Annotated in this window: 14 protein-coding genes; 7 read left to right on the forward strand and 7 right to left on the reverse strand. The window is 66.8% G+C overall.

Annotated elements, in window-relative coordinates; translation table 11 throughout:
• Positions 1-32: 32 nt before the first annotated feature.
• The 3 genes from DM194_RS17805 to DM194_RS17815 all read right to left on the reverse strand — a co-directional run bounded on the left by DM194_RS17805 (position 33) and on the right by DM194_RS17815 (position 3,677).
• On the reverse strand, positions 33-1,079 hold the full coding sequence (locus tag DM194_RS17805; protein ID WP_111068912.1) for an ABC transporter substrate-binding protein: 1,047 nt from the start codon (positions 1,077-1,079) through the stop codon (positions 33-35).
• Between the two features lie 68 nt (positions 1,080-1,147).
• Positions 1,148-2,257 carry an ABC transporter ATP-binding protein gene (locus DM194_RS17810; RefSeq protein WP_111068913.1) on the reverse strand — a complete coding sequence of 370 codons (1,110 nt, stop codon included), beginning with the start codon at positions 2,255-2,257 and terminating at the stop codon, positions 1,148-1,150.
• 313 nt (positions 2,258-2,570) lie between these two features.
• Positions 2,571-3,677, reverse strand: coding sequence for a TRAP transporter substrate-binding protein (locus DM194_RS17815; RefSeq protein WP_111068914.1), 1,107 nt, complete (start codon positions 3,675-3,677; stop codon positions 2,571-2,573).
• Positions 3,678-4,126: 449 nt separating this feature from the next.
• On the opposite strand from DM194_RS17815, the gene DM194_RS17820 reads away from it, so the two are divergent.
• Entirely contained in the window at positions 4,127-5,797 is a 1,671-nt protein-coding gene (locus DM194_RS17820) for a sensor domain-containing diguanylate cyclase (RefSeq protein ID WP_162630105.1), read from the forward strand.
• A 14-nt stretch (positions 5,798-5,811) separates the two neighbouring features.
• Here DM194_RS17820 and DM194_RS17825 read toward each other — a convergent pair whose 3' ends face one another.
• The 3 genes from DM194_RS17825 to DM194_RS17835 form a co-directional block, all read right to left on the reverse strand.
• Entirely contained in the window at positions 5,812-6,891 is a 1,080-nt protein-coding gene (locus tag DM194_RS17825) for a zinc-binding metallopeptidase family protein (RefSeq protein ID WP_111068916.1), read from the reverse strand.
• Between the two features lie 63 nt (positions 6,892-6,954).
• On the reverse strand, positions 6,955-9,297 hold the full coding sequence (glgX, locus tag DM194_RS17830; RefSeq protein ID WP_111068917.1) for a glycogen debranching protein GlgX: 2,343 nt from the start codon (positions 9,295-9,297) through the stop codon (positions 6,955-6,957).
• Positions 9,298-9,417: 120 nt separating this feature from the next.
• Positions 9,418-10,365: a LysR substrate-binding domain-containing protein gene (locus DM194_RS17835; protein WP_111068918.1), complete on the reverse strand. Its 948-nt coding sequence runs from the start codon at positions 10,363-10,365 to the stop codon at positions 9,418-9,420.
• A gap of 121 nt (positions 10,366-10,486) precedes the next feature.
• On the opposite strand from DM194_RS17835, the gene DM194_RS17840 reads away from it, so the two are divergent.
• From DM194_RS17840 to DM194_RS17850, 3 genes are all read left to right on the forward strand, one after another.
• Positions 10,487-11,938: a catalase gene (locus DM194_RS17840; RefSeq protein WP_111068919.1), complete on the forward strand. Its 1,452-nt coding sequence runs from the start codon at positions 10,487-10,489 to the stop codon at positions 11,936-11,938.
• A gap of 265 nt (positions 11,939-12,203) precedes the next feature.
• Positions 12,204-12,650: a hypothetical protein gene (locus DM194_RS17845; RefSeq protein WP_111068920.1), complete on the forward strand. Its 447-nt coding sequence runs from the start codon at positions 12,204-12,206 to the stop codon at positions 12,648-12,650.
• Between the two features lie 228 nt (positions 12,651-12,878).
• Positions 12,879-13,910: a transglycosylase SLT domain-containing protein gene (locus DM194_RS17850; RefSeq protein WP_111068921.1), complete on the forward strand. Its 1,032-nt coding sequence runs from the start codon at positions 12,879-12,881 to the stop codon at positions 13,908-13,910.
• Positions 13,911-14,025: 115 nt separating this feature from the next.
• Here the strand turns inward: DM194_RS17850 and DM194_RS17855 are convergent, their stop codons facing one another.
• Entirely contained in the window at positions 14,026-14,952 is a 927-nt protein-coding gene (locus DM194_RS17855; protein WP_246024443.1) for a LysR family transcriptional regulator, read from the reverse strand.
• A gap of 362 nt (positions 14,953-15,314) precedes the next feature.
• Between DM194_RS17855 and DM194_RS17860 the strand changes: the two genes are divergently transcribed.
• The 3 genes from DM194_RS17860 (at position 15,315) to DM194_RS17870 (ending at position 19,231) form a co-directional block, all read left to right on the forward strand.
• Positions 15,315-16,637 carry a M20 family metallopeptidase gene (locus tag DM194_RS17860; protein ID WP_111068923.1) on the forward strand — a complete coding sequence of 441 codons (1,323 nt, stop codon included), beginning with the start codon at positions 15,315-15,317 and terminating at the stop codon, positions 16,635-16,637.
• Positions 16,638-16,662: 25 nt separating this feature from the next.
• Positions 16,663-17,448, forward strand: a complete 786-nt coding sequence (locus DM194_RS17865) for a class II aldolase/adducin family protein (protein WP_111068924.1) — start codon at positions 16,663-16,665, stop codon at positions 17,446-17,448.
• Positions 17,449-17,575: 127 nt separating this feature from the next.
• Positions 17,576-19,231: an ABC transporter substrate-binding protein gene (locus DM194_RS17870; RefSeq protein ID WP_111068925.1), complete on the forward strand. Its 1,656-nt coding sequence runs from the start codon at positions 17,576-17,578 to the stop codon at positions 19,229-19,231.
• Positions 19,232-19,243: the final 12 nt, after the last annotated feature.

Below are 19,243 nucleotides of genomic sequence, written 5' to 3' on the forward strand. Positions count from 1 at the left end.
CGGGACGGGAGAGGGCAATACTGCTCAGACGCTTACTTCGCCGCCCACTTGTTGAAGCGTTCGGTCAGGCGATCGATGTTCTCCAGCCAGAAGTCGGTGTTGATCTCGATCGCGTTCTTCATGTTGTCCGGCGCGGTCGGCAGGTCGGTCAGGACAGCCTTCGACAGCAGCGACGGGGCATTCTTGTTCGAGGTGCCGTAGGCGATGCCTTCGGACAGCTTGGCCTGGTTCTCCGCCTTGCCGACGAAGTTCAGGAACTTGTAGGCGGCCTCCTGGTTCGGGCTGCCCTTCAGGATCACCCAGCTGTCGATGGTGTAGAGCGCGCCGTTCCACACCATGCCGAAGTTCTTCTTCTCGTTCTTGTTGGCGGCGTCGATGCGGCCGTTGTAGACCGAGGTCATCGCGACTTCGCCGGACGCCAGCAGCTGCGGCGGCTGGGCGCCGGCCTTCCACCAGACGATGTCGTTCTTGATGGTGTCGAGCTTCTTGAAGGCGCGCTCGATGCCGGCCTCGGTGCCCAGCACCTTGTAGACGTCGGCCGGGGCCACGCCGTCGGCCATCAGCGCGATTTCCAGCGTGGTCTTGGCGCCCTGGCGCAGGCCGCGCTTGCCCGGGAACTTCTGGGTGTCGAAGAAGTCGGCCCAGCTCTTCGGCGCTTCCTTCAGCTTGTCCTTGTCGTAGCCCAGCACGAAGTCATAGACGATGGCGCCGACGCCGCAGGCGTTGACGGTGGCCGGCAGGTAGGCTTCCTCGCCGCCGATCTTGGAGTAGTTCAGCTTCTCGTACAGGCCTTCGTCGCAGCCCAGAGCCAGCTCCTCGCTCTCGACCTGGACGACATCCCAGGTGGAGGCGCCGCCCTGGACCTTGGCGCGCAGGACGCCGACGCCGCCGTCCCAGGATTCGTCGTTCATCGGCGTGCCGGTGGCCTTGAACGGCTCGAAATAGACCTTCTTCTGGACTTCCTGATAGGCGCCGCCCCACGAGACGACAGTCAGGTCGCGGGCGCTGGCGGCCGATGCCAGGGCGGTGAGGGCGGTGAAGGTCGCAGCGAAACCGAGAGCCACCTTAATCTTCGACATGATCCCCGTCCTTGTTCGTCGTGGTTGTTGTTGCTGGTAAGGCACCCTGGCGCTGAGGAACCACGTCCTCAGACCGGATCGAGCGCCCGGCAGTCCTCCGGGCGGAAAGCGATGTAGACGTCCTGGCCCGGCGCCAGCCCGGCATAGGAGCCGGCCGGCAGCTTGACCATGAATTCCGGGTTGGAAGGCGTCGACAGGATCGCCAGCGTGTGGTCGCCGACATAGATCAGGTCGGTCAGCGTCGCCGGCAGGCGGTTGGTGCCCGCATCGCCGCTGTCGCCGGTTTCGATCGCCACGCGCTCCGGGCGGATGGACAGCGAGCTGCGGCTGCCGGCGCCGCCGACATTGACCGCCTGCGCCACCACCGAACCGCCGGCATCCAGCGCGATCCGCGCCCAGCCCTGTTCGATATTTTCAACAACCCCGTTCAGAACATTGTTCTCGCCGATGAAGTTGGCGACGAAGCTGTTCACCGGCCGCTCGTACAGCGCGTCCGGTCGGTCGATCTGCTGGACGATGCCGTCGTTGAACACCGCGATGCGGTCGGACATGGTCAGCGCCTCCCCCTGGTCGTGGGTGACGTAGACGACGGTCAGGCCCATCGTCTCGTGCAGGCGCTTGATCTCCAACTGCATATGCTCGCGCAGGCGCTTGTCGAGCGCGCCCAGCGGCTCGTCCATCAGCACCAGGGCGGGATTGAACACCAGGGCGCGCGCCAGCGCCACGCGCTGCTGCTGGCCGCCGGACAGCTGTCCGGGACGGCGCGTGGCCAGGTTGCCGAGCTTGATCATGTCGAGCGCGGCGGCCACGCGTTCCTTGGTTTCCGCCTTGGAAACGCCGCGCACCGACAGCGGGAAGGCGACGTTCTCCTCGATCGTCAGGTGGGGGAACAGGGCGTAGTTCTGGAAGACCATGCCGATGTCGCGCTTGTGCGGCGGCACGTTCTTGATCGGCCGGTCGCCGATGAAGATTTCGCCATGGGTCGGCACCTCGAACCCGGCCAGCATCATCAGCGTGGTGGTCTTGCCCGAACCCGACGGCCCGAGAAGCGTCAGGAATTCGCCCTTGCGGATGTCGAGATCGAGGCTTTTCACCACCAGATGCTCGCCATCGTAGGTCTTCTGCACCCCGGTGAAGCGCACCAGGGTATCTGTCGTCGCGATCATCCCGCCGTCCATCCGTCCGCTCCCGTCACAGGCGACCTGGATCCGGGTACGCCACCCCGGCCCGGTCCGTCTTTCTGACCCTGACGGTAGCATGCGTTTAAGAAAATAGACAAGAGGAATGGCTATGACTTGAACAATCCAACACTCTGCCGATTTCTTGTGCAAATGCGAAGGCCATGCCCACGCTTCGACCGGCAGTGTGCTTCATTCGCATGCGATTGAGAAGACCAATGATAGATATCGCTGACGGACGGAAGCATGAAAATCCGCTGGCGATGCGAAAGAATGAGACGAATCGCCGCAGGCGATTCGTCTCGGTGCCGACTCAGCGCTGCTGGGCGGCCTGGGAGTAGACGAAGCTGTCGAAGCCGTTCTCGGCCACGCGGAACCACAGCCGCTCCTGCTCCAGGAAGGGCTTCCAGCCGTCATAGACCTTCTTGAAGCGGGGATTGCCGGCGGCGAGCTTGTCGTAGAATTCGAACGACGCCTTCTCGCAGGCCTGCATCATGTCGCGCGGGAAGGGACGCAGGACGGCGCCGCCGGCGACCAGCCGCTTGAGCGCGGCGGCGTTCAGCGTGTCGTATTTGGCGATCATCCAGGTGTTGGCCTCCCAACAGGCCTGCTCCAGGATGGTCTGGTAGGATTTCGGCAGCGATTCCCAGGCCTGCATGTTGAACATCAGCGGGATCTGGGCCGAGCCTTCCCACCAGCCGGGGTAGTAATAGTATTTGGCGACCTTGTAGAAGCCGAGCTTCTCGTCGTCGTAGGGGCCGACGAACTCCGCCGCGTCGATGGTGCCGCGTTCCAGGGCCGGATAGATGTCGCCGCCGCCGAGCTGCTGCGGGACCAGTCCGAAGGGCATCAGGATCTGGCCGACCAGACCGCCGATGCGCATCTTCAGGCCGTTCAGATCCTCCAGGCTCTTGATCTCCTTGCGGAACCAGCCGCCCATCTGGGCGCTCGTGTTGCCGGCGGGGATGTGGTGGATGTTGTAATCCTTAAACACCTCCCGCATCAGCTCCAGCCCGCCGCCATGCATCATCCAGGCGATGTGCTGGCGCGTGTTCATGCCGAAGGGCATGGCGGTGTCGAAGCAGAAGGTCGGATCCTTGCCGACATAGAAATAGGCCGCCGACTGCCCGCACTCGACGGTGCCGTTCTGCACCGCGTCCAGCACCTGCAGCGCCGGAACGATCTCCCCGGCGGCGAAGGGGCGGATCTGGAACCTGCCGTCGGTGGCGTCGGACACTCGCTTGGCGATGAACTCCGCCGCGCCGTAGATGGTGTCGAGGCTCTTGGGATAGCTCGACGCCATGCGCCACTTGATCTCCGGCTGGGAGGTCTGGGCGATGGCCGGGGCCGCGATGGTCCCGGCGGTCCCGGCGGCGGCAATGCCGACGCCGGCGCTGGAGAGGAACGCACGCCGTTTCATGATGACGTCTCTTCCCGTCTTTATGGTTGGTTGTGCCAGTATGATAGCGCAACCAACCGCTCGGGGAATCCCCCTTCCACTGGGGGGCGCGGAATGCGTGGAAGAATCTTGCACCGCAAACGAAAAATCCAGCCGCGGAGGGCTGGATTTTCGGCGACGCAGCATTATTTGTTGTTTCGATCGCCTTCCAGGCGTTTCCTCCCTAAACTCGGGTCGCGGCTCAATAGCTAGCGGCCTTTTTCTTTTTCTGCAATATGCTGAAAGTCAGCTTCACAAACTTTTTTGGCGTCCGCACGACCCGCACGTGCCGAAAGCTAAAATCCTCACGCCTTTAAATTGTTATTTCCAGCGCCCGTTTTGCTTGACCCTTTATAAAGGACCGGGATGATACAGTCCTTGCACTGTTCGATCCCTGCCCCACCCCTTGCGATTCCCGAAAGGACGATGCCGTGAAGAGGCCCCTTGGACAACCAAGCGGCAAGCCCATACGCCGCATCCAGGCGCTTGGTCTGCGTGCAACGGTCGCCATCACCGTGGCGATCCTCGTACTGGGTTCGACTGTGGTGATGGGCCTGGTCGTCGGCAACGGCGCCGCCGACGCCCTGAAGCGGGAGATCGGCGATTCGATGACCGGGCTGGCGCAGTCGCTGGCGCGGCAGCTCGATTCGACCATGTGGGCACGCGCCAACCAGATCGCCGCCCTCTCGCGGATCGAGGCGCTGAAGGATCCGGCGGTGGCGCAATCGACCATCGACGAGTTGAAGCGCCGCGACCCGACCATCGCCTGGATCGGCATGACCAACGCCGACGGGCGGGTGATGGCGGCCTCCGGCGGGCTGCTGCTGGGGGCGGACATCTCCAGCCGTCCGGTCCAACTGGAGGGCATGAAGGGCCTGTTCGTCGGCGACGTGCACGATGCGGTGGCCCTGCGCGGCAAGGTGCCGTACCTGGAGGGCGAAACCCCGAAATTCGTCGATGTCTCCGCCCCGCTGACGACTGCCGGCGGCACCCCGGCGGGCGTGCTTGCCGCCCATTACAGCTGGGAATGGGCCTACGCCTCGATCCGCCAGCTGACGGCGCCGCTGTCCGACCGCAGCGGGCTGACGCTCTTCATCCTGTCGGCCAACGGCTCCGTTCTGATCGGGCCGGACGATACGGTGGGAAAGCCGCTGCCGGTCCCGGCGCTGTCGGCGAAGCTGCGCGACGGCTGGAGCGCCGACGTCTGGCCGGACGGCGTCACCTATGTGACCGGCGTGGCGCATGGCCGGGGCCTGCATGACTATGCCGGACTCGGCTGGACGGTCATCGCGCGCCAACCCGCCAACGAGGTGTTCGCCGAGACGGGCCGGCTTCGGCTGACCATCGTCGCCACCGGCATCCTGCTGGCCCTGCTGTTCAGCGTCGTCGGCTGGTTCGCCGCCGGACGGATCGCCCGCCCGTTGGGCGCCATCGCCGACGCCGCAGAACGGATCGGCAGCGGCGAGCACGGCGTCAGCATCCCCGAGGTCGGCGGCGCCGCGGAGATCCGCCGGCTGTCCGTCTCGCTGCGGGACATGGTGGACAGCCTGACCAACAAGGATGCCGCACTGATGCGGCTGGAGGACATCGCCTACGAGGACCGGCTGACCGCGCTGCCCAACCGGCGCTATTTCGAACAGTATGTCGAGGCGTCGACCGGCAGCGGCGGCGGATCGGCGACGGTGATGTACATCGACCTGGACGGCTTCAAGCCGGTGAACGACCGGCTGGGCCACGATGCCGGCGACGCCGTCCTGCGGCAGGTCGGCAGCCGGCTCGCCGGCATCTTCCGCGACGACGATGTGATCGCCCGGCTGGGCGGCGACGAGTTCGCGGCCATCCTGCCGCGCCGCCCCGGCCGCCCCGCCCCCGATTTCGGGGAACTGGCGTCCCGCATCATCGCCACGGTGAACGAGCCGGTTTCGATCAACGGCGAGAAGGTGCGGGTCGGCTGCTCCATCGGCATCGCCTCCTGGCCGGATGACGACAGCGACATGGCGACGGTGATGCGCCACGCCGACGCCGCGCTCTACAAGGCCAAGCGCGACGGGCGTAACCGCGCGGTGCGCTGGACCAGGGTCGAGATGGGGGCCGAGGGGTAGGAGACCGGGCGGCTCTAGCGTCCCTCCAGCCCCCGAACCATCTCGTTCATGAATCCCAGCTTTTCGATCACCGTGGCCGACAGGATGAAGGGGTAGAGATCCGGCTGGCCCATGCTGCGGTTCAGGCTGTTCACCGCATAGGTCAGGGGCAGCCAGGGCTCGATCAGATCCTCGATGCGTTTCGCCCGGTGGGGGTTGAAATCGACCTCGGCCTCCAACTCGGCCCCTTCGGTGATGCGGGGACGGATCTTCAGGCCGAAGGCGCGGGCTGTCTCCAGCGTATCGACGATGTGGAGGTAATGCGCCCAGGTCTCGGCGAAATCCTCCCAGGGATGGGCGGTGGCGTAGGCGCTGACGAAATTCGCCTGCCAGTCGGCGGGGGCGCCGTTGGCGTAATGGCGTTTCAGCGCCTCGCCGTAATCCTCGCGCTCGTCGCCGAACAGGGCGCGGAAACGCTCCAGCAGGGCCAGGTCGTCGCGCACCAGACGGTCCCAGACATAATGGCCGATCTCGTGCCGGAAATGGCCGAGCAGCGTGCGGTATGGTTCGCCCATCTCGGTGCGGCGCTTCTCGCGCTCGGCGTCGTCGGCCTCGGCGACGTTGATGGTGATCAGGCCGTTGGCGTGGCCGGTCAGCACCGGCGTCACCGTGCCGTCGGGCCCGACCGTGTCGGACAGGAAGTCGAAGGCCAGACCTTCCTCCGGATTCTCGATCCGGGTCTGCAGCGGCAGCTTCAGGTTGGTCAAGGTGTAGAACAGGTGGTGCTTGGCCAGTTCCAGCTTGCGCCAGAGCGTCAGGTTGGCGGTGTCCGACAGGTCGGGGATGGTGCGGTTGTGCCGGCAGGCGGCGCAATGGGTGTCGGCGGAATCGGCCGGCAGCATCCAGTTGCAGGCATCCAGTTCGGCGTTCGCACAGAATTTGTAGAGCGGTTCGATGGTGGCCAGCGCGCTCCACACCCCGTCATGGTCGGTCGGGTCGATCGCCGACAGGGTGCCCAAATCCGGCAGATAGCCCAGCCGGTAGCCGCAGCGCTCGCACAGCGTGTTCTCGAAGTAGAGCGGCTGGTGGCAGTTCTGGCATTCGAAGAGTTTCATGGCGGGGCGATCCCGAGGTCGAGGGGTTCCCTCTCCCCCGATGGGGAGAGGGGATAACTCTGGTCAGCCCGGCGTTTTGACCGGAGCTTCGGGCTTCGCCTCCGGCTTTGCCGGCGCCGCTTCCGCCACGGCTTCCGCCTCGACCGGTTCCTTCGTCTTGGCCGGCTCCGCCGGCTTTTCCTCCTCCACGGTCTCCTCGCTGAAGGACAGGGTCGGGCTTTCGGCGACGCTGCGCAGGGCGCGGGCGGCGCGGCGGAGGGCGAAGGAGGTCTTGCCGTCCGGCTCCAGCGCCAGCAGCAGCAGTGAGCGGCCGGTAACCATGTAATCCTCGCCGGTGTTGACGCGCGGCACCTCGTCGGGATCCGTCAGGTTGGTGTCGACCAGACAGCGCCAGACGCTGCCGCCGGTCACCTCCGGCAGGGTGAACTCCACCACGTCATGGTGGGCGTTGATGACCAGCAGCAGGGTGGCATCCATCGCCGGGCGCTTGATGCCGCTGGCCTGGGCGCGGCCGTCCAGAAGCATGCCCAGGCAGCGGGCATTGCCGTCGTGCCAATGGCCCTCCTCCATCTCGTCGCCGCTGGGGGTCAGCCAGGTGACGTCCTTCACGTCGAACTCGGCATTGTATTCGCCCGACAGGAAGCGGCCGCGGCGCAGCATGGGGAAGGATTGCCGGACCGCCACCACGCGGCGGACGAACTCGATCAGGGACTGCCCGTCCTCGTCGATGTCGTCCCAGTTCAGCCATGCCGTCTCGTTGTCCTGGCAATAGGCGTTGTTGTTGCCGTGCTGGGTGTTGCCGAACTCGTCGCCGGCCAGCAGCATCGGCGAGCCCTGCGACAGCAGCAGCGTCGCCAGCATGTTGCGCTTCTGGCGTTCGCGCAGGGCCTTGATCTCGGGATCGTCGGTCGGCCCCTCCACCCCATGGTTCCAGGACAGGTTGTGGGAGTGGCCGTCGTTGTTGCCCTCGCCGTTCGCCTCGTTGTGCTTGTCGTTGTAGGAAACGAGGTCGTTCAGCGTGTAGCCGTCATGCGCGGTGATGAAGTTCACGCTGGCCCAGGGCTTGCGCCCGCGCTTGTTGAACAGGTCGGCGGAGCCGCACAGCCGCGGCGCCACCTCCGGCAGCTTGCCCTCGTCGCCCTTCCAGAAGGCGCGGACGGTGTCGCGGTAGCGGTCGTTCCATTCGGCCCAGCCCGGCGGGAAATTGCCGACCTGATAGCCGCCCGGGCCGCAGTCCCACGGCTCGGCGATCAGCTTGACGCTGTTGAGGATCGGATCCTGCAGGCAGCTGTCGAGGAAGCCGCCGCCCTCGTCGAAGCCGTAGGGCTCGCGGCCGAGGATGGTGGCGAGATCGAAGCGGAAGCCGTCGACATGCATCTCCGTCGCCCAGTAACGAAGCGAATCGGTGACCATCTGCAGCACGCGCGGATGGCTGAGATTGACGGTGTTCCCGGTCCCCGTCTCGTTGATGTAATAGCGCTTCTGGTCCGGGATCAGGCGGTAGTAGGAGGCGTTGTCGATGCCCTTGAAGGACAGGGTCGGCCCGCGCTCGTTGCCCTCGGCGGTGTGGTTGTAGACGACGTCGAGGATGACCTCCAGCCCGGCATTGTGGAGATGGGCGACCATCTCCTTGAATTCCTTGATGGCGTTGCCCGAGGCGGCATAGCGCGGCTCCGGCGCGAAGAAGCCGATGGAGTTGTAGCCCCAGTAGTTGGCCAGCCCCTTGTCGACCAGATGCTGGTCCTGGACGAAGGCATGGACCGGCAGGAACTCCACCGAGGTGACGCCGAGCGACTTGATGTAGTCGACCACCTCCTTCACCGCCATGCCGCCATAGGTGCCGCGCAGGCTGTCCGGCACCGCCGGATGCAGCTTGGTGAAGCCCTTGACGTGGGTTTCATAGAAGATGGTGCGGTCCCAGGCGATGCCGGGCTTGTGGTCGCGGCCCCAGGTGAAGGCGGGGTCGATCACCTTGCATTTCGGCATGAAGGGCGCGCTGTCGCGCTCGTCAAAGGTCAGGTCGTCGCCCGATTCCATCACATAGCCGAAATGGGCCGGGTTCCAGCGGATCTCGCCGACCAACTCCTTGGCGTAGGGGTCGAGCAGAAGCTTGTTCGGGTTGAAGCGGTGCCCCTGCTCCGGCTCGTAGGGGCCATACACGCGATAGCCGTAGAGCAGGCCGGGGCGGGCGTCGGGCAGGTAGCCGTGCCAGATCTCGTTGGTGAATTCGGGAAGCTCGATGCGTTCGAGCTCCTCCTCGCCGTTCTCATCGAACAGACAGAGTTCGACCTTGGTGGCGTGGGCGGAAAACAAGGCGAAGTTGACGCCGAGGCCGTCCCACGTCGCGCCCAGCGGAAAGGGCAATCCTTCACCGAGCCGCGTTGCCTGTTTCAGGATGTTTGCCATGATCGCCCACTTCTCCGCCTAGTCCAAAGCCGTGCCCTCGCTTCTGAACAGTGAGAAGCGCGGGCCGAGCCTTCAACCCAGCCGATGGGCGCTTGTTCCTTCCCGAAATTTCCCAGCCCTTCAGGATAGGACCGGGCTGGTGCCGGCCGGCATCCCGCGGCGCAGCAAGGCCGCCAGATCGCGCAATCCCCGGTCGCGCGGGTCGCTGGCCCGCCAGACGAGGCCGATGACGCGGCCGGGCGGGCGGGCGCCGGCGGCGGGCGCATCGAAGGGACGGTAATCCACCAGCCCGCCGACACTGGCGGTCCGGCCGGCCTCCCCACGGGTCGCCAGCAGCGGCATCAGCGTGCAGCCGGCCCCGGCGGCCACCATGTGGCGCAGGGTTTCCAGCCCGGTGGCGTGGACCCCGCCGCCGCGCGCGCTGAGGCCGCAGGCGGCCAGCGCCTGATCGCGCAGGCAATGCCCCTCCTCCAGCAGCAGAAGCTCGGACGGGTCGAGGTCGGTCAGCGACAGGCCGGGCGCCGAACAGAGGCGGTGCCCGGCGGGATGGGCGAGCAGGAAGGGCTCGAAGAACAGCGGCTCCGCCACCAGCCCGTCGGACTCCACCGGCAAGGCGAGCAGCACGGCGTCGACCCGGCCGTCGCGCAACTCCTCCATCAGGCTGTCGGTGCGACCTTCCGACAGGATCAGCGTCAGATCGGGCAAGGCATCGCGCATCGCCGGCAGGATGTGCGGGAACAGGTAGGGGCCCAGCGTGTGGATCGCCGCCAGCCGCAGCCGGCCGGTCAGCGCGCCGCCCGATCCGTCGGCCAGGGCCAGCAGGCGGCGCGCCTCCTCCAGCACCACGCGGGCCTGGGCGACGATGGCCTCGCCGCGCGGGGTCAGCAGGACCTTGCGGCTGGTCCGCTCGAACAGCGACAGGCCGAGGGCATCCTCCAGCTTGCGGATCTGGGCGCTCAGCGACGGCTGGCTGACGGCGCAGCGTTCGGCGGCGCGGCCGAAATGACGCAGCTCGGCGACGGCGACGACATATTCCAGGTCACGCAGGGACAGGGCGGAGATATTCATAGACGATGCCTATGGGCGCGTTTCCTTCAATGTCTTGGATATATCGTTCCAGACGCCGGATAACCAGGGGCGAGACAATGACGCCGCTTCAGGCGACCCCGCCCCAAGGAGGATGACCCGGATGACCACCCTGACCACCAGCTTCGGCCAGCCCGTTCCCGACAACCAGAATTCGCTGAGCGCCGGGCCGCGCGGTCCGCTGCTGCTGCAGGACTTCCACCTGATCGAGAAGCTGGCCCACTTCAACCGCGAGCGCATTCCGGAGCGCGTGGTCCACGCCAAGGGGGCCGGCGCCTATGGCAGCTTCCGCGTCACCCGCGACGTGACCGGCTGGACCAAGGCCGCCTTCCTGTCCTCCGTGGGCAAGGAGACGCCGGTCTTCCTGCGCTTCTCCACCGTCGGCGGCGAGAAGGGCTCCGCCGATGCCGAGCGCGACCCGCGCGGCTTCGCGGTGAAGTTCTACACCGAAGAGGGCAATTACGATCTGGTCGGCAACAACACGCCGGTCTTCTTCCTGCGCGATCCGCTGAAGTTCCCCGACTTCATCCACACCCAGAAGCGCAGCCCGGCCACCAACCTGAAGGATCCCACCGCGATGTGGGACTTCTTCTCGCTGTCGCCGGAGACGATGCACCAGCTGACCATCCTGTTCAGCGACCGCGGCACCCCGCGCAGCTATCGCCACATGCACGGCTTCAGCAGCCACACCTTCTCGTGGATCAACGCGGCGAACGAGCGCTTCTGGGTCAAGTACCACTTCAAGACCCGCCAGGGCATCCAGAACTTCACCGCCGAGCAGGCGGTGACCATGGGCGGCATCGACCCCGACCACGCCACCCGCGACCTGTTCGCCTCGATCGAGGACGGCGACTTCCCGGCCTGGACCGTCTCGGTGCAGATCATGCCGGAAGCCGAGGCCGACGACTACCGCATCAACCCCTTCGACCTGACCAAGGTGTGGCCGCATGCCGACTACCCGCTGATCGAGATCGGCGAGCTGGTGCTGAACCGTAACCCGGAGAACTTCTTCGCGGAGACCGAACAGGCCGCCTTCAGCCCGGCCAGCGTGGTGCCCGGCATCTCCTTCAGCCCGGACAAGATGCTGCAGGGCCGGCTGTTCGCCTATGCCGACGCCCACCGCTACCGTCTGGGCGGCAACTACGCGCAGATCCCCGTGAACAAGCCGCAGGGCTGCCCGGTCCACAATTACCAGCGCGACGGCGCCATGCGGGTGGACGGCAACGGCGGCGGGCGGCCGAACTACGAGCCGAACAGCTTCGGCGGCCCGACCCAGACCGGCGTGGCGAGCGAGCCGCCGCTGCGCATCCGCGGCGACGCCGCCCACTACGACCACCGCGAGGGCAATGACGATTACGCCCAGGCCGGCGCGCTGTTCCGCCTGATCGGCGCCGAGGCTCAGGACCGCCTGATGGACAACATCGCCGGCAGCCTGGGCAAGGCCCCGCTGTTCATCCAGCAGCGCCAGTTGAAGCATTTCCTGGCCGCCGACCCGGCCTATGGCGAGGGCGTCGCCAAGCGCCTTGGCCTGACCGTGGCGCAGGCCGCGGAGTGACGTGACGCGCCGGCCCTTCCGCCGCTTTGCGGGAGGGCCGGCTTCGTGATGCCGCGCCCATCCCCTGGGCGCGGCATGGTTGCCGGCATCCAGCCGCGCATTTCCCCTAGACTTGCGGCCCTCTTCCCCATGGTGGGAGGAGGGCTTTTTCTCGTGTCCAACGCTCCCCCTTTCCACCCAAATGGTGTGAATCCCGCTTGGGGGCAGACAAAGCGGCGGCGGGCGTCCTAAAGTCCGCCTTCAGCGCGACAGCTTCGATGACGGAATGGGACGGGACAACGACACCGAACGATCGTCCGGCGGGCGATCCACCAGCGCATTGACCGGGAAGGGGCTGGATACGCTGCTGGCTGCGGCGGAGACGCTGCCCCATGCGCCGGAGGATGAGTGGCGGCTCGACCTGTTCCGGGTGGCGCTGCGCATCGCGCGGTCCACCGAATCGGTGGCGGATCTGGAGCGTGCCAACCTCGCCTTCAGGGCGCTGCCGCACCGGCTGCGCAACCCGCTGGTCGACCGCGCCGCCATGCTGGCCCGGCGCGAGGCGGAGCGCGCGCAGGTGGCCGCGGAGCCGGAGGACGAGCCGAAATCCGGCGGGCTGCTGGGCGGGCTGTTCGGACGCGGGGGCGGGCGGCCGAGCCGGAAAACCGCCAAGGAGCGGCTGATGCGCGAACTGACGACCCGTCGCGACCCGGACGATGACCGGGAGATTTGAAGACCCGATCGCCGAAAAATCCAGACAATGGAAATCCCGGCGCAGGACAAGCTTCCGGGCGGCAGATGCCCGTTCGGCGGCTTGGCCATCCGAAGGACTCCGATACCCTCCCCCTTCCGCGTTCTCCTGCCGCGTCGAAGGTCACAGCCGGGACGGTTTACGGCGGAGCGGGAATGTGCAAAGGTCGCTACCTCCAAATCGGGCTTATCCTGACGTTACAACTGAACGATGACCGGGGGTTCCGTGCGTCGCCTGAAGCCGTTGCTGACCTGCGCCGCCTTGACCGTCCTGCTGAGCGCCTGCGCCAGCGGGGGCGGATCGCAGCGCACCGCCACCCCGGCGGAGATCGATGCCCATATCGCCGAGGCATCCAAGCGGTTCGACATGCCTGAACTGTGGATCCGCGAGGTGATGCGCCAGGAAAGCGGCGGGCGGACCATGCTCAACGGCAAGCCGATCGTCAGCAAGGCCGGCGCCATGGGCCTGATGCAGGTGATGCCGGGCACCTATGAGGAGATGCGGCGCAAGCACGGTCTGGGCTCCGACCCGTTCGACCCGCGCGACAACATCATCGCCGGCACCGCCTATCTGCGCGAGATGTACAACCTGTTCGGCGCGCCGGGATTCCTCGGCGCCTACAACTGCGGTCCGGGCTGTTACGGCGACTATCTGGCCGGCAAGCGCGGCCTGCCGGGCGAGACGCGGCGCTACATCGCGGCGGTCGGCCCGCGGTTGAACCGCACCCCGGCCCCCAACGGCGCCGACATCGTGGTGGTCAGCGCGCCGTCCTCCGATTCGCCGCCGGACTACGGGTCGCCCTACGCGTCGTCGCGGCCAACTCCTTCCTATACGCCGCCGGCGAACAGCCGCCCGGCGGCCAGCCGTCCGCCGATCGCCGTGGCGGCGCTGCCCGCGCCTGCCCCGGCGGCGGCACGGGCGCCCGCCGTGCGGGTGGTGGCGCCCGAAACCGCGCCGGCGCCGCGTCCGGTTGCGACGCTTGCGGCAGCGGGCGGCGGGGTATGGACGGTCCAGCTCGGCGCCTTCCGCTCGCCCGACGACAGCCAGCGCGTGATCGACCGCGCCCGCAACTCCATGCCGGTGCTGTCGCGCTCGCAGCGGGTGGTGCAGGCGGTGGATACCCAGACCGGGCCGCTCTACCGCGCCCGCCTGTCCGGCCTGTCGCAGCAGGATGCGGCCAGCGCCTGCGACGGGCTGGTCACCATCGGCATGGCCTGCTTCGTGGTGGCGCCGGGGGCGTGACCGGCATGGCCGGGCAAGTCCCCGGCCCAAGGGTGTGACGTCCATCGGTCGGCTTGCCGTCCGGCCGCTGGTGGAGATGCCGTGAAGGCTGCGGCTGCGCCCTCCCCACCCTCCGCTACCCGCCTATCCCCGCCAGATCCCGCGCCGGGGCGTTGTCGAGCGCCGTCTGCAGATAGTCCAGGAAAGCGCGTTCGGCCCGGTTCAGCTTCGCCTGTTCGTTCCAGATCAGGTGGATGTTGACCGGCGCGATGCCCTCGTAGGGCGGCAGTTCCCACAGCATGCCGTCACCCACGTCGCGGGCGGCGATGTGCTCCGGCAGGGGACCGATGCCGATGCCGCAGAGGATCATGCGGCGCACCTCCTCCAGATTGGCGGAAGACGCGACGACGCGGCCGGCGAAGCCTTCGCGTGCGCGGAACAGCGTCAGCGGCGACAGGGCGCCGTCGATCTGGTCGGAGGTGAAGGAGACGAAATTCTCGTGCCGCAATTCGGCGATGTCGATGTCGCTCTGGCCGAACAGGCGGAAATCGGGGCCGCAGTAGAGGCGGTAGGTCTGGCGCAGGAACACCCGGCTGGACAATCCGGGTATCGGTTCGCGCAGCAGGCAGATGGCCATGGCGCCGACCCGCTGCTGCAACGCGATGTGGGCATCGGCCGAGGCCATGACGTCGATGCGGAAGGTTACCTGCGGATACATCCGGTGGAATTCCCGCAGCGACCGGTCGAGCAACGGCGTCTGGATGCGGCTGGTCATCAGGATGTGGACATGGCCGCTGATCTCGTCCTTGGCGTCGCGCACCAGGGCCCCCAGCCGTGACACGGTGGCGTGGATCGCCACCGCCTCGTCATAGACCTGCTCCCCGGCGGCGGTGACGGCGAACCGGCCGGGACCACGGTCGATCAGCGTGCGGCCGAGCTGCTCCTCCAACCGCTTCAAGGCGAGGCTGACCGCCGGCTGTGTCAGGAACAGGCGAACGGAAGCCTTGGTGATGCTTCCCTCCTGCACGATCACCATGAAGGTGCGCAGCAGGTTCCAATCCATTTGCTGTCCCAAGCGGGCCAATGCCTGCCTTTGCGCCTCGCTCTCGCTCACCATCCCATCCCTTGTTCAGTCCGGCCGTTTCCGACGGACGCCTTCGGTCGCCCAAACTTTACGCATATGCATATACGATGCGCAACCGCCGCATAAATCAAACTCATATCCAAAATGAAAAATGCTTATTTGCCAGTTCGCATCCGTCACCGCCTAATCGCCACATGGCGGCCTTCAGACATAGGCAAGCCGGCCCGTGCATAACATCGCATGATAGCGGCCATATCCATTATAGATATGCTGCGTAGCTACCGCTTTGTCTTTTTACAACCGGCTGCGCAATGCAGTCGCAGCGGCCAAGAGGATTCGGAATGACACGAGAAACGGCAGAGCGTCTCGACCATGCGTTGCCCGATCCCGGCTTGCGCGCCGCGATCCTCGAAGCCGCCGACGCACAGCAGGACGACTGCGTGGCGCTGCTGTCCGACCTCGTGCGCCAGCCGTCGCTGCTGGGGGAGGAATCCGGGGCGCAGGCGCTGATGGCCGAGCGGTTCGCCGCGCTGGGGCTGGAAGTCGACCGGTTCGAGGTGGACGAGGAAGCGATCTCCCGCATGCCGGGCTTCTCGCCGCCGGTTCTCCCTGGCGCCTATGACGGGCGCGAGAACGTCGTCGGCATTCACCGCCCGCGCGAGGCGAAAGGGCGCTCGCTGATCCTGAACGGCCACATCGACGTGGTGCCCGCCGGCCCGGCGGAGCTGTGGACCACCCCGCCCTTCGAGCCGCGCATCGCCGATGGACGGCTCTACGGCCGCGGAGCCGGCGACATGAAGGCGGGCATCGCCGCCTACACCTCCGCTTTCACCGCCCTGCGCAAGCTGGGCTACCAGCCGGCCGCCCCCGTCTTTCTGCAGACGGTGATCGAGGAGGAATGCACCGGCAACGGCGCGCTCGCCTGCCTGCACCGCGGCTACCGCGCCGACGCGGCGGTGATCCCGGAGCCGTTCAACCATTCCATCTCCGTCGCCCAGGTCGGCGTGATGTGGCTGCGGCTGGTGCTGACCGGCACGCCGGCCCATGTGCTCGACACCTCGGCCGGCGTGAACGCCATCGAGGCGGCCTATGCGCTGGCGGCCCATCTGAAGGCGCTGGAAGTGCGGTGGAACGATCCGTCCTGCCGCCACCCCGCCTTCTGCGGCCATGCCCATCCGATCAACGTCAATCTCGGCCGGATCAAGGGCGGCGAGTGGCCGTCGTCGGTCCCGACGCGCTGCGCGCTCGACCTCCGGCTCGGCTTCTTCCCCGGGCAGGAGCCGGAGGCGGTCCGCGCGGAGGTGATCCGGGCGGTGGAGCAGGCGCGGTCCGGCGACCCGGCCCTTGCCAATGTCGGCGTCGAGCTGCAGTGGAACGGCTTCCAGGCCGCCGGCTGCGAGATCGACCCGGCCCACCCGCTGGTGACCATGCTGGCCGACAGCCACCGCGCCGTGCTCGGCGGCGACCCGGAACTGGTGGCGCTGACCTGCACCACCGACGCCCGCTTCTTCCAGCTCTACGGCGACACGCCCGCCACCTGCTACGGGCCGGAGGCCACGCGCATCCACGGCATCGACGAATCGGTGTCGCTGGACAGCGTGCGCGACGTGACCCGCGTGCTGGCGCTGTTCATCGCCGGCTGGTGCGGTCTGGAACCCGTTTGATCCCTCCCTTGACGAGACCCGCCCGATGACCGCCGAGACGCCGACCTCCACCGCCGCCCAGCGCCCCACCCGCGACTGCTCCGAGGTGGAGTGGAAGGTGCGCACCGATCTGGCCGCCGCCTACAAGCTGTTCGACCGGCTGGGCATGACCGACCTGATCTACACCCATATGTCGGCGCGGATCCCCGACACCCCCGATCATTTCCTGATCAACCCCTATGGCCTGATGTTCCACGAGGTGACCCCCGACAACCTCGTGAAGGTCGACATCGACGGCAATCTGGTCGACGGGCGCGAGGGTGACGCCATCAACCCGGCCGGCTTCACCATCCACAGCGCCGTCCACCACGCCCGCCCCGACGTGGGTGCGGTCATCCACCTGCACACCAACGCCGGCATCGCGGTGAGCGCCCAGGCCGACGGGCTGCTGCCGATCACCCAGGAATCGCTGCGCTGGTACAACCGCATCGCCTACCACACCTACGAAGGCATCGCGCTCGATCTGGCGGAGCGGGAGCGTCTGGTCGCCGATCTGGGCAACCATCACAGCATGATCCTGCGCAACCACGGGCTGCTGACCGCCGGCCAGGACGTCGCCGAGGCGGCGGTGCTGATGTACTACCTGGAACAGGCCTGCAAGCAGCAGATCATGGCGATGGCCGGCGGCGGCAAGCTGATCTATCCGTCGCCCGAGGTCTGCGAGCACACGGCGCAGCAGTACGAGCGCGCCTATCCGCGCGCCGGCGTCCTGGAATGGGACGCGATACTGCGCTGGCTGGACGGCACGTCCGGGCCGGTCGGGCCGCGGTGAGGCGGTTGCCGACGCCCCGCTGCTCCTTCCCTGCCCCCTCCCCGCCGAGGCCAGACTGCCAAACGAACAACACCGACACGACAGGGTCGCTGACAACACCGACAACTTCTGGAGACGAGGACACCCGATGACCAAACGCCTTACCGGTTTCCCCGCCAGCTTCCAACGCGGCTTCACCCGCGGGTTCCACCGCGCCGCCGCCGCCGGCCTGCTGGCCGCCGTGCTCGCCGTTCCCGGCGCCGCGGCGCTGGTCACCGCCCCGGCCATGGCCCAGGAGACGCCGGTCCGCGGCGGTATGCTCAACTCCATCGTGCAGCCGGAACCGCCGACGCTCATGCTGGGCCTGAACCAGCAGGCGCCGACCCAGACGGTCGCCGGCAAGATCTACCAGGGCCTGCTGACCTACGACCAGAAGCTGAACCCGTTGCCGTCGCTGGCCGAGAGCTGGACGATCTCGCCGGACGGACTGACCTACACCTTCAAGCTGTTCCAGAACGTCAAGTGGCATGACGGCAAGCCCTTCACCGCGAAGGACGTGGTCTTCTCCACCTCCAAGTTCCTGATGGAGGTCCACCCGCGCGCCCGTGCCGCCTTCAGCCGCTGCGAGTCGATCACCGCGGTGGACGACCATACCGTCGAGTTCAAGCTGAAGGAGCCGTTCCCGGCCTTCATCCAGGCGTTCGAGGTGTCCTCCGCCCCGATGGTGCCGGCTCATATCTATGAGGGCACGGAGTTCCGCTCCAACCCTGCCAATGCCACGCCGATCGGCACCGGCCCCTTCAAGCTGAAGGAATGGGTCAAGGGCAGCTACATCCAGCTCGTCCGCAACGAGGACTATTACAAGAAGGACCTGCCCTACCTCGACGGCATCACCTTCCGCGTGATCCCGGACGCCGCCAGCCGCTCGCTGGCGCTTGAGAGCGGGCAGGTGCATCAGACCCAGTACAGCGATCTGGAGCCCTTCGAGGTTCCGCGCATGAAGGCGATGTCCCACCTGACCATGACCACCGCCGGCTACGAATTCGTGGCCCCGCTGTCCTGGCTGGAGATCAACCACCGCGTCAAGCCGCTGGACGACAAGCGCTTCCGCAAGGCCATCGCCTACGCCATCGACCGCAAGTTCATCCGCGACAAGATCTGGTTCGGTCTGGGGCGCATCCCGACCGGCCCGATCAACTCGGTGGTCAAGTTCTACGATCCCAACGTCACCACCTACGGTCCCGACCTCGCCAAGGCCAAGGCCCTGCTGGACGAGATGGGGCTGAAGCCTGACGCCAAGGGCGTGCGCGCGACCGTCAAGATCATGCCGATGCCCTACGGCGAGACCTGGACCCGGCTGGGCGAGTATCTCAAGCAGTCGCTGTCCAAGGTCGGCATCGCCGTCGTGCTGGAAAGCACCGACGCCGCCGGCTGGAACCAGCGCGTCTCCAACTGGGATTACGAGATCACCACCAACTTCGTCTACCAGTACGGCGATCCGGCGCTGGGCGTGGCCCGCACCTACCTCTCGTCCAACATCCGCAAGGGCGTGATGTTCTCCAACACCATGGGCTACTCGAACCCGCGCGTGGACGAGCTGTTCGCCGCCGCCTCGCGCGAGAACGACCCGGTCAAGCGCCAGGAGCAGTACAGCGAGGTTCAGAGCATCCTCGCCGACGAGCTGCCGGTCGTGTGGCTGCTGGAGATGGAGTTCCCGACCTTCCTCGACAAGCGGGTCAAGAACGCCAACAAGACCGCCATCGGCGTGAACGACACGTACGAAGACGTCTGGCTGGCCAAGTAACGAGACCTCCCA

This window comes from Azospirillum ramasamyi (assembly GCF_003233655.1).
GTDB classification, from domain to species: Bacteria; Pseudomonadota; Alphaproteobacteria; order Azospirillales; family Azospirillaceae; genus Azospirillum; species Azospirillum ramasamyi.